Origin of the sequence: Streptomyces sp. NRRL WC-3742 (assembly GCF_000720635.1) — a bacterium.
GTDB lineage: Bacteria > Actinomycetota > Actinomycetes > Streptomycetales > Streptomycetaceae > Kitasatospora.
The window spans coordinates 160,675-171,848 of sequence record NZ_JOCF01000007.1; the positions used below are offsets into that span (position 1 = coordinate 160,675).

General features: G+C 73.4%; 6 protein-coding genes. 3 read left to right on the forward strand and 3 right to left on the reverse strand.

What is annotated here, in order from left to right:
- The first annotated feature begins 40 nt into the window (after positions 1–40).
- Complete coding sequence (locus IH61_RS0106780; protein WP_051836407.1) at positions 41–1,294, forward strand: RNA polymerase sigma factor; 1,254 nt, start codon at positions 41–43, stop codon at positions 1,292–1,294.
- 34 nt (positions 1,295–1,328) lie between these two features.
- On the opposite strand, the gene IH61_RS0106785 is transcribed toward IH61_RS0106780, so the two are convergent.
- From IH61_RS0106785 to kdpB, 3 genes are all read right to left on the reverse strand, one after another.
- Positions 1,329–3,242 (reverse strand): ABC transporter ATP-binding protein, encoded by a 1,914-nt coding sequence (locus tag IH61_RS0106785; protein WP_078910891.1) that lies wholly within the window; start codon positions 3,240–3,242, stop codon positions 1,329–1,331.
- A 98-nt stretch (positions 3,243–3,340) separates the two neighbouring features.
- The gene (locus IH61_RS40460; RefSeq protein ID WP_107057064.1) at positions 3,341–4,807 is read right to left on the reverse strand and encodes a S41 family peptidase; all 1,467 of its coding nucleotides are present in this window, start codon (positions 4,805–4,807) and stop codon (positions 3,341–3,343) included.
- A 222-nt stretch (positions 4,808–5,029) separates the two neighbouring features.
- Positions 5,030–7,216, reverse strand: a complete 2,187-nt coding sequence (gene kdpB, locus IH61_RS0106795; RefSeq protein WP_078910892.1) for a potassium-transporting ATPase subunit KdpB — start codon at positions 7,214–7,216, stop codon at positions 5,030–5,032.
- A 598-nt stretch (positions 7,217–7,814) separates the two neighbouring features.
- Between kdpB and IH61_RS0106800 the strand changes: the two genes are divergently transcribed.
- Together IH61_RS0106800 and IH61_RS0106805 are read left to right on the forward strand one after the other, a co-directional pair.
- On the forward strand, positions 7,815–8,636 hold the full coding sequence (locus IH61_RS0106800; protein ID WP_031066440.1) for an SDR family NAD(P)-dependent oxidoreductase: 822 nt from the start codon (positions 7,815–7,817) through the stop codon (positions 8,634–8,636).
- Between the two features lie 377 nt (positions 8,637–9,013).
- Entirely contained in the window at positions 9,014–10,510 is a 1,497-nt protein-coding gene (locus tag IH61_RS0106805; protein ID WP_051836408.1) for a hypothetical protein, read from the forward strand.
- Positions 10,511–11,174: the final 664 nt, after the last annotated feature.

Below are 11,174 nucleotides of genomic sequence, written 5' to 3' on the forward strand. Positions count from 1 at the left end.
CGCCTGATGTCGACCGGACCGCACCGGAACAGGGCCCGTGATGACCCGTGTGAACGACGGCGCGCGGGAAACCGGGACCCTCCTGGCGGAGACCGTCCGCCTGGAGGGCGCCCGGATCCTGGCCACCCTCGTCCGGACCGTCGGCGACCTCCGGCTGGCCGAGGACGCTGTACAGGAGGCCACGATCTCCGCCCTGCGCGACTGGCCGGTGCACGGAGTGCCGGACAGCCCGCGCGCCTGGATCACCACCACCGCCCGGCACAAGGCCATCGACCTGCTGCGCCGGGAGCGGCTGCGCACCGGCAAGGAGCGCGAGGGGGTCGAGCTGATGGAACTGCGCGCACCCGACCCGCCGCCGGAGAGTCGGGTCCGCGACGACCAGCTGCGGTTGATCTTCACCTGCTGCCACCCCGCCCTCGAACCGGTCTCCCGGATCGCCCTCGCGCTCCGCACGCTCTGCGGCCTGTCCACCGCCCAGATCGCCGCGGTTCTGCTGACCACCGAGGCCGCCACGGCGAAGCGGCTCACCCGGGTTCGCCAGAAGATCGCCCGGGCGAAGATCCCGTACCGCACACCGGACGAGGCCGAACTGCCGGTCCGGCTGACGGCCGTGTGCGGCGTGGTGCACGCGCTCTACACCACCGGTCACACCGCGATCGCCGGCCGCGACCTCGTTGACGTGGACATGTGCCTGGAAGCCGTCCGGCTGGCCAGGCTGCTGACCGCGCTCCTGCCGGACGAGCCCCAACCGCAGGCGCTGCTCGCGCTGCTACTGTTCAGCGAGGCCCGCCGGGCCGCCCGGCTCACCGCGGACGGACGGGTCGTCCTGCTCGCCGACCAGGACCGCGGCCGGTGGGACCGACAGGCGGAAGCCGAAGCGCTCGCCCTGCTCAACCGCTCCCTGCACCGCACCGAAGCCATCGCCGACCCCTACCAGTTGCAGGCCGCCATCGCCGCCCAGCACGCGATCGCCCCGACCGCCGCCGACACGGACTGGCGGGAGATCGTCCGCCTCTACGGCCTGCTGCTCCAGGTCCAGCCCACCCCTGCGGCCGCTCTCGGCCACGCCGTGGCCGTCGCCGAGGACCGCGGGCCCGAGGCCGGGCTCGCGGAGCTGGACGCCATCGCCGAACAGGACCACCGGTGGTGGGCGATCCGCGCCGAACTGCTCGCCCGCACCGGCCGTTTCGAGGCCGCGACCGCCGCCATGCGTCGCTCCCTCGACGCCACCCTGCCCGAGCCCGAGCGCGTCCACCGCATCAGCCGCATCACGCGCTGGGCTGACATGGACTGACTGATCGTCGGACCGGAACGGCGGCCTCGCCCGCCTATGCCACCGTGTCCCCCACGCCCGCTCCCGCGGTCTCGTGCGCGCTGGTCGCGGGCGGGTGCTTCTCGAACTGGGTGCGGTGCAGTTCGGCGTACCGGCCCTCCGCGGCGAGCAGTTCCTCGTGGGTGCCGCGTTCCACGATCCGTCCGGCCTCGACGACGAGGATCATGTCGGAGGCCCGGATCGTCGACAGCCGGTGGGCGATGACGACGGCGGTCCGCCCTTCCAGGGCCTCCGTGAGGGCCTCCTGGACGGCCGCTTCCGAGGTGTTGTCCAGGTGGGCCGTGGCCTCGTCGAGGATGACGACGCGCTGGCGGGCGAGGAACAGCCGGGCGATGGTCATGCGCTGGCGCTCGCCGCCGGAGAGCCGGTAACCGCGCTCGCCGACCACGGTGTCGAGACCGTCGGGCAGGGAACGCACGAGGCCATCGAGGCGGGCCCGGCGCAGCACGTCCCACAGCTCGTCCTCGGTGGCCCCGGGCCGGGCCAGCAGCAGGTTCTCGCGTACGGAGTCGTGGAAGAGGTGCCCGTCCTGCGTGACCATGCCGAGGGTCGCCCGCATCGAGGTGGCGCTCAGGTCGCGCACGTCGACGCCGCCGATCCGGACGACTCCCGCGTCGGCGTCGTACAGCCGTGGCAGCAGTTGCGCGATGGTGGACTTCCCCGCGCCGGACGAGCCGACCAGGGCGACGGTCTGGCCGGGTTCGGCCCGGAAGCTGACACCGCGCAGGACCTCCGCGCCACTGCGGGTGTCCAGGGCGGCGACCTCCTCCAGCGAGGCCAGGGAGACCTTGTCGGCGGACGGGTAGCCGAAGCGGACGTCCTCGAACTCCACGGCGACCGGCCCCTCCGGCACGGCGCGGGCGTCCGGCTTCTCCTCGATCAGCGGCTTGAGGTCGAGCACCTCGAAGACACGCTCGAAGCTGACGAGGGCGCTCATCACCTCGACGCGCGCCCCCGCGAGCGAGGTGAGTGGCGCGTACAGGCGGGTCAGCAGCAGCGCCAGGGACACCACGGCGCCCGGCTGCAGGGAGCCGCTCAGCGCGAACCAGCCGCCGAGCCCGTAGACGAGCGCGAGCGCCAGGGCCGAGACCAGCGTCAGGGCGGTGATGAACGCCGACTGCGCCATCGCGGTGCGCACCCCGATGTCCCGCACCCGCCGGGCCCGCGCCGCGAACTCGGCGGACTCGTCCCCGGGCCGCCCGAACAGCTTGACCAAGGTCGCGCCCGGCGCCGAGAACCGCTCGGTCATCCGGGTGCCCATCGAGGCGTTGAGGTCGGCGGCCTCGCGCTGGAGCTTCGCCATCCGGCTGCCCATCCGCCGCGCGGGGACGACGAACACCGGCAGCAGCACCAGCGCGAGCAGGGTGATCTGCCAGGAGAGGGTGAGCATGACGGCGAGGGTGAGCAGCAGCGTCACCAGGTTGCTGACGACCCCGGAGAGGGTGTTGCTGAAGGCACGCTGCGCGCCGATCACGTCGTTGTTGAGGCGGCTGACGAGCGCCCCCGTACGCGTACGCGTGAAGAACGCGACCGGCATGCGCTGCACGTGATCGAACACAGCCGACCGCAGATCCAGGATGAGCCCCTCGCCGAGCGTCGACGACAGCCAGCGGCCCAGGATCCCGAACGCCGCCTCGGCGAGCGCGATGAGGGCGATCAGCAGCGCGAGCCGTACGACGGTGCCCCGGTCACCGTGGGACACGATGGCGTCGACGACACGCCCCGCGAGCACCGGCGTCGCGACCGCCAGCAGCGCCGTACCCACGCTGAGCGCCACGAACTGCAGGATACGACGGCGGTGCGGCCGGGCGAACGCGCCGATACGCCGCAACGTCGCCCGGGCGAAGGGCCGACGCTCCTGCTGCGCGTTCATGACGCTGTGCAACTGCATCCAGGCTGTGCTTTCCATGCTCACGGGGGAGACGTTATGACCTCAACCTTTCCCGAGGCCAGCGGATGCCTCGATGTGCCGCCAGCCGCCCCGGATACCCGCCGGTGGGCGCCGGGTCACCGTCGGCCGGCTTCGGCGGTGAGGAGGCGGCGGGCCTCGGTGAGGGCGGAGTCCTTGAGGGCGGCCAGCTCCTCGGGGGTGAAGACCGGGGTGCGGGTGTCGGGCGGGATGCCCGGGCCGTCGAAGGTGGTGCCGGCGGGGGTGAGGAACTCCTCGTTGGGGAGGAGGAGCAGGAGGTCGGGGGAGAGGCGGCGGGGGAGGCCGTCGGAGAAGACGCCCTGGGTGTTCTCGCCGATGCGGGTGACGTGCGGGGTGCGGCCCGTCATGGCCTGGGTGAAGGTCTCGCCGGCGCTGACCGTGGAGCCGGAGGTGAGGAGGGCGACGGGGCCGGTGAAGCGGGCGGCGCCGGCGGCGGGGCGGACGGTGACGGGCTGGGGCGGGGTGAAGGCGGTGGGGTCGGCGGGGTCGTTGCGGGCGATCTTGCGGTAGGCGAGGTACGGGTGGTCGGTGAACCGGGAGGCGAGGCGGACGGCGAGGGCGTCGGAGCCGCCGGCGTTGACGCGGACGTCGATGACGACCCCTCGCAGGGCTGGGGTGAGGAGGGCGTCGGCGGCCCGGTCGAGTTCGGCTTCCTGGGCCTGCTGGCCTCCGGCGGCGTAGTCGCTGAACGCGCTCACCCGCAGGTAGCCGAGGTCGTCGGGGAGCCGGCCGACGCCGATCAGGCCGTTGGCGAACTGCTGCTCGGGAGCCGTGAGTTGGGCGTTGACCGGCGGGCGGACGGCGGCGAGGAGCTCAGGGGTCGGCGCGACCGTGCCCGCGCGCATCGCGCGGAAGAAGGTCCTGTACCCGCCGTCGGGAGTCGCGCGGAGCAGGGCGATGTGGGAGTCCTGGAGCGGGGCGACCATGGCTATGATGGTGTCGACCAGGTTCTCCGCGGTGACCTTCGGACGGTACGCCGCCCGCTGGGCGTGCCAGTCGACGCCCTTGGCGTCGAAGAACGGGTAGTTCTCCTCGAAGCTGTCCCAGAACCGGTCGAAGACGGCGAGGGGTTCGTTCGAGACCGGCAGGGTGCAGCGCCCCGGGAGCCCGCCGGGCAGGCGGACGAGGGCGCGGGTGCCGGTGCTCGGGTCCCTGGCGTACACGGCGCGGTGGCGCCCGTGCGGGGTGACGGTCAGCTGGGCGAAGGGCTCGCCGGGGGCGCCGTAGCGGACGGCGCCTCCCGGCAGGGGCGTGCCGAACTGTTCGGCGGTGGTGACGCCGGGGGTGCAGCTGTTCCGGGTGACGTCGTAGGTGGTGAGGGAGGTCCCGTGGATGGCGACGATCGTGCCGTAGCCTCCATCCGCCAGACGCCCTCCAGCCGGTTGCCGGCCGCCTCCGCCGTACCGGCCGCCCCCACCGTGCCCGCTGCCAGGGCGAGGACGAGCGCGGCGACTCCCGCCGTCCTGTCGTGTCCGGTCCCCATGACGTCCTGCGCCTCCCGGTGCCGGGCGGCCCCCGCGCGGAACCCCTCCGCCCCCGCCCACGGCTCGACGGTACGGACCGGCCCGGGCGCCGCATGTCGGCCTGGGGAGCGGTCCGGACCTCGACCCTGGGCGTACGCCGGGGTGGCCGCGGCTCCGCCCTGCGGCGTACCCGGGCCCGGAGACGCGTCAGGGGTACGGGCCGCCCGTCCGGTGCGCGCCGAGGGCGTCGAGCGGCTGCCCGTCGTCGCGGACACCGCCGGCCCGGTCCGCCGTGACCCGGTGCTACCCGAGGCCGGGGACGAACTGGATCAGCAGGTCGATGGCCTTGATGCCGAGGAAGGGCAGGATGAGGCCGCCCAGCCCGTACACGCGCAGGTTGCGCCGGAGGAGGTCGGTGGCGGAGGCGGGCTGGTAGCGCACGCCGCGCAGGGCGAGGGGGATCAGGGCGACGATGATCAGCGCGTTGAAGATGATCGCGGAGGCGATCGCTGAGGTGGGGCTGTGCAGGCCCATGATGTTGAGGTGGTGCAGCCCGGGGTAGGCGTTCGCGAACATCGCGGGGATGATGGCGAAGAACTTGGCCACGTCGTTGGTGATCGAGAAGGTGGTCAATGCCCCACGGGTGATGAGGAGTTGCTTGCCGACGCGGATGATGTCGATCAGCTTGGCCGGGTTGGAGTCCAGGTCGACCATGTTCCCGGCCTCCTTGGCGGCCGGGGTGCCGGAGTTCATCGCCACGCCGACGTCGGCCTGGGCGAGGGCGGGGGCGTCGTTGGTGCCGTCGCCGGTCATGGCGACCATGTTCCCGGCGGCCTGTTCGCGGCGCAGGTGGGCGAGCTTGTCCTCGGGGGTGGCCTCGGCGAGGAAGTCGTCGACGCCGGCCTCCTCGGCGATGGCCTTAGCGGTGAGCGGGTTGTCGCCGGTGACCATCACCGTGCGGATCCCCATCCGGCGCAGTTCGGCGAAGCGTTCGGCGATGCCCTCCTTGACGACGTCCTTCAGTTCGACGACGCCGAGCGCCCGCGCCCCGTACCGGTCGTGGACGGCGACGAGCAGCGGGGTGCCGCCGGCCAGGGCGATCCGGTCGACCAGCGGCTTGGCCTCCATCGGCAGCCGCCCGCCGTTGTCCACCACCCAGCGGGCGACGGCGGAGGCCGCGCCCTTGCGGATGAGGCAGGTGACGCCGTCCGGCCAGCTGAGGTCGACGCCGCTCATCCGGCTGTGTGCGGTGAAGGGGACGGGCCGCTGCTCGCCGAGATCGCCGGGTTCCCTCGGCGGCACCCAGTACTGGCGGTTCGTCAGTTCCACGAGCGAGCGCCCCTCCGGCGTCTCGTCCGCGACGGAGGCCAACTGGGCCGCCTCGGCGAGCTGTTCGACGCTCGCCCCGGGCAGTGGGTGCAGGGCGACGGCGCGGCGGTTGCCGTGGGTGATGGTGCCGGTCTTGTCGAGCAACAGCACGTCGACGTCCCCGGCGGCCTCGACGGCGCGGCCGGAGAGGGCGACCACGTTGCGCTGGACGAGCCGGTCCATCCCGGCGATGCCGATGGCGGACAGCAGGGCGCCGATCGTGGTGGGGATGAGCGCGACCATCAGGGCGACCAGCACGATGGTGGTCTGCGGCGAGTTCGCGTAGATCGCCATCGGCTGGAGCGAGGCGACGGAGATCAGGAAGACGATGGTGAGCGAGGCGAGCAGGATGTTCAGCGCGATCTCGTTCGGGGTCTTCTGCCGGTTCGCGCCCTCGACCAGGCTGATCATGCGGTCGATGAAGCTCTGTCCGGGCCGGGAGGTGATCCGGACGACCAGCTGGTCGGAGAGCACCTTCGTACCGCCGGTGACGCCCGTGCGGTCGCCGCCGGACTCGCGGATGACGGGTGCGGACTCGCCGGTGATCGCCGACTCGTCGACGCTGGCGACGCCCTCGACCACCTCGCCGTCGCGCGGGATCACCTCCCCGGCCGGCACCAGCACGATGTCGTGCAGCATCAACTCCTCGGCGGGGAGCACCTCGTGGCGGTGGTCCCGGGTGCCGACCCGCCAGTGCAGCAGCCGCCGGGCCGTCGTCCCGGCCTGGGCGGCGCGCAGCGAGTCGGCCTGCGCCTTGCCGCGCGCCTCGGCCACGGCCTCGGCGAGGTTGGCGAACAGCACGGTCAGCCAGAGCCAGAAGGAGATCACCCAGGCGAACACGCTGGGGTGAAGGACGGCGCTGATCGTGGTGAGCGCCGAGGCGGTCTCCACCACCAGCATCACCGGGTTGCGCATCATCACGCGTGGATGCAGCTTGCGGGCGGCGGCGGGCAGCGCCTCGGCCAGCTGCCGACGGGTGATCAGCCGGCGTCGGCCCCTGGGTACGGACGGCCGACGGCTGGGCGGTGGCTCGGGGGAGGGGGTCGGCGTCGGGCGGCGGAACCAGTTCTGCTGCTGGTCGCCGGCGGTGTCCGGGGTTGAGGTGAGGGCCGAACGGCGCATCGTCTCGGGGAACCTTCCGGGCCGCCCGGGGAGGGGCGGCGGTTCGGGGAGCGTCGGGGAACGCCGCACAGCGAAGCACCGGATTTCCTTGAGGCGCGCGCGTCTTGACGGCGGCTTGGCGCGGGGTGCGGCTTCCTTGACAGCTCCCTGACACCTCGACGCACGGGTGTTCGCGGCGGGCGTCAGGGATTCGTCAGGGCGGCCGACCGGGCTTGCCCCGGGCCTCGGGGGAGGGCTTTGATGAGGGACATGCACCGCTCGACACGCCACCACGACCGCCCGCCGCATAGTCGGCCGCGGATCGTCGCTGTCGCGGTCGCCACCGCCGTCCGGTAGGACCGAGCTCCTTCCCGCCGGTCGCCGGTCGCGTGTACGGGCCCGGTTTCCGTTCGCCGTCGCCCGTGCCGATCACCGCCGTCCGTCCCCTGCCCCAATTGGCTCCGACCGGTTCCGACCGGCTCCGATCGGTTCCGATGGCAGGGGACGGGCGAGCGCTCTCCTCGCACCACCTCACTTCCGCGCCGGCGGCCCGGAGGCGTGCGGCCCCGTGCCGCCCTGCCCCGCACCCCGCCGGCGCCCTTCCACCCTTGGATGGGTCATGTCCGACGCTGTTCTGTCCGCCCGCACCGCCCTCGTCACCGGCGCCTCCTCCGGCATCGGCTGGGAGACCGCCCGGCTGCTCGCCGGGCACGGCGCGACCGTGCTGGTGCACGCCCGTACCACCGCCGAGGCGGAGGACGCCGTCGAGCGCCTGGTCGCCGCGGGCGCGCGGCGCGACCAACTCGTGGAACTGGCAGCCGACTTCACCCGCCTCACCGAGGTCGCCGTGCTGGCGGGCACGGTCGTCAAGCACTACCCGGCGCTGGACCTGCTGGTGAACAACGCCGCCGTGATGGCGCCCGAGCGCTGCACGCTCACCGACGACGGCAACGAGGTCTCGCTCCAGGTCAACTTCCTGGCCGCGCACCTGCTGGCGAAGCTGCTGCGCGCCCCGCTCTCGGCTGCCGGGGACGCGCGGATCGTCAACGTGTCGTCCTCGCTGCACCGCACCGCCTCCATGAACTGGTCGGACCCGCACCGGGTGAAGAAGTACTCGCGGGTCGCCGCGTACGCGCAGTCGCAGCTGGCGCTGACCATGGCGACGGCCGAGATGGCCCCGGCCGGCTCCGGCATCACCGCCGTCTCCCTCAACCCGGGCCTGTGCGACACCGCGCTGCTGCCGCTGTACGGGCGGGTCGGCGCCCCGGCGGCCGAGGGCGCGGAGGCCGTGGTGAGCCTGTGCCTGCCCGGGACGGTCGTCGCCAACGGCGCCTACTTCGACGGCGGCGTCATCGCACCGACCGCCGCGGCCGCCCAGGAGGAGCGCTCGCTGAAGCGCCTGGCCAAGCTCGCCGACCAACTGGTCGGCCGGGCCGCCTGAACCACCCACCACCCCCGACGATCGAGAGGGAGAAGAGCAGGATGTCCAAGCGCGCCCGCAAGAAGAAGGCCCGTCGCAAGAAGAAGGCGAACCACGGCCGCAAGCCCGCGTAGCCGCCGCCGACAGGCAGCGCCAATGACGCGTCAAGACGGCCCTCGCGGGCGTCAAGGAAGCGTTAGGGGCGACGATCGGGCACCGGCCCGAACCTAGTCTCATCTGCGAGGAAACGATTCGCCGCCCGGGCGTGGGGCCTGACGGCGAACCGTTGCCGAACCCCGCCCCCCGGCGGTTCCTCCGGGGAAGGTTCGGCGGCCAGTGAAAAACAGGGGAGGGGGCGCGCGGCGATGCCATCGGGAACGTCGGGCGGTACGGCTGTCATGGAGAACGAGGTCGCGCCGGAGACGGCGCCACCGGAGGCGGCCGTACAGGTATCCGAGTCGCGCGCCCCCCGTCACCGGCCCGGCCGCGCCTGGCGCAGCCGGGCCTGGTGGAACACCCCGCGCCTGGTGCGCGGGCTCACCGGGCTCTGCCTGGCGGCCCTGCTCGCCGCCGGTACCGCGACCGGCGCCGTCCTGGGCGGCGCCCGGGACGGTACGGACGTCATCGGTCACCAGGCCGCCCCGCAGGTGGTGCGCTCGGCCGACCTCTACTTCGCGCTCAACGACATGGACGCCCAGGCGGCCAACCTGCTGCTGTTCGGCGCCGACCCGGACTACACGACGCTGCGCAAGCAGACCCTGGACACCTACGAACAGCGGCGCGGCCAGGCCGACACCGACCTTCAGCGCGTCACCGAGGCGGTCGTCGGCGACGCGACCGGGCAGCGCGCCGTTCAGACCGTCATCGGTGAACTCGGGCAGTACGAAGCCCTGGTGGCCCGCGCCCAGCTGCTGGAGGACCAGGCCCACGCCCCGGCCGGCCGCCCCTCGGCGGACGCCCTGACGGCCTACCGGCAGGCCACCGACCTGCTGCGCCAGCGGCTGCTGCCGGCCGTCGACGAGGTCACCAAGGCCAATGCGTCCGTGGTGCAGCGCAACTACACCGACCAGCGCGACGCCCTGGCCGGCGGCTGGTGGACGGTCCTGGCCGCCGGGCTGCTCGCCCTGGCGGCCCTCGGGGTGCTGCAGCGCGTGCTTGCGGTGCGCTTCCGGCGGCTGGTGAACGTGCCGCTGGCCGTCACCACCCTGCTCACCCTCGTCGGGCTGGTCACCGCGCTGACGCTGACCTCCCGGGCGGACCACCAACTGGTCGTCGCCAAGAGCAACTCCTTCGACTCGGTGATCGCCCTCGGCCGGGCACGCGCCGTGGCCTACGACCTCAACGCCGACGAGAGCCGCTACCTCACCGACCCCGCCCGGGCCGCCGCCTACGAGCAGACCTTCCTCGACAAGACCCAGTCCTTCGCCCGGGTCGACGGCGCCACCCTCGCCACGTACAACGACAGGCTCGCCGCGCTCGCCGACCGGCACCGGGGCGACCACCACCAGGTGGGCTTCGGGGGCTACCTCGGCGACGAGCTGCGCAACATCACCTTCCCCGGCGAACAGGAGGCCGCGGAGCGGGTGTTGACCACGTTCCAGCAGTACCAGCGGGACGACCGGAAGATCCGCGAGCTGAACGCCCAGGGCAAGCTCAAGGAGGCGGTCACCTTCAACACCGGCACCACCCCGGGCCAGTCCAACGCCGACTTCGACGCGCTGAGCGCCGCCCTCGACGACAACCAGGCGATCAACCAGCACGCCTTCGACGCGGCGGTCGCCGCCACCGACGACGACCTCGACGCCCTCACCGCCGCCCTGGGCGCGGCGGCCCTTGCGGCCGCCCTCGCCCTCACCGCGCTGGGAGTCCGGTCGCGCCTGCGCGAGTTCGCCTGACCCGGGCTCAGTCGATCAGGGCGCCCGTCGATCAGCGCGCCCGTCGATCAGGGCGGGCCGCCGTTGCGGCCCGCCCTTTCCCGTTGCCACCGGTCGACCACCTGCTCGAGGGTCCCGGCCATGAGGGTCAGGAACTCCGCGGAGTCCCCGAAGCGGGCGCCTGCGGGGTGACGGACTCCGCGACGCCCCGGACGACCTGCGGGTCGCGTCCCTGGTCGTCGGCGGGCGGCTGCGGCGGGCGGGGCGCCGCCTGCTCGGGCCGGCGCGCGCGGTGCCGGGCGCCCCCCCTGCGCCCGGTCCGCCAGGTACCCGTCCGGTCCGCCGTTGCGGGCCGCCTCGCGCATGACCGTGGAGGCCGGCCGGTCCGGCCGGCGGCCGATCTCCGTGTACCCGAGCCCCTCGGCCGGTCCGGCGGCGATCATTCGGCGGTCGAGATCACCGCGAAGGTCGCGAGCAACCACGACATGGTCCTGAGGAAGGACTTCGCGGCCGTCGCCACGGCCGTACGCGAGGTCGTCGGCGCGCGCGGCCGACCGCGCGCGCCGACGGCGCGGCGTCATGCCCCGCCGAGGGCGGCCTCCTCCAGGTCGAGGTCGCGCTGGAGGACGCGCAGGGTGGTGTCGCTGATGCGGTGCTCCTCGTAGAGGCGGCGCAGTTCGGTGTT

What these genes read in the sequence shown, in the direction of transcription:
- IH61_RS0106805 (WP_051836408.1), top strand. Translation starts at nt 9,014, where the DNA reads ATGGAGAACGAGGTCGCGCCGGAGACGGCGCCACCGGAGGCGGCCGTA.
- IH61_RS0106800 (WP_031066440.1), top strand. Translation starts at nt 7,815, where the DNA reads ATGTCCGACGCTGTTCTGTCCGCCCGCACCGCCCTCGTCACCGGCGCC.
- IH61_RS0106780 (WP_051836407.1), top strand. Translation starts at nt 41, where the DNA reads ATGACCCGTGTGAACGACGGCGCGCGGGAAACCGGGACCCTCCTGGCG.
- IH61_RS0106785 (WP_078910891.1), bottom strand. Translation starts at nt 3,242, where the DNA reads ATGGAAAGCACAGCCTGGATGCAGTTGCACAGCGTCATGAACGCGCAG.
- kdpB (WP_078910892.1), bottom strand. Translation starts at nt 7,216, where the DNA reads ATGCGCCGTTCGGCCCTCACCTCAACCCCGGACACCGCCGGCGACCAG.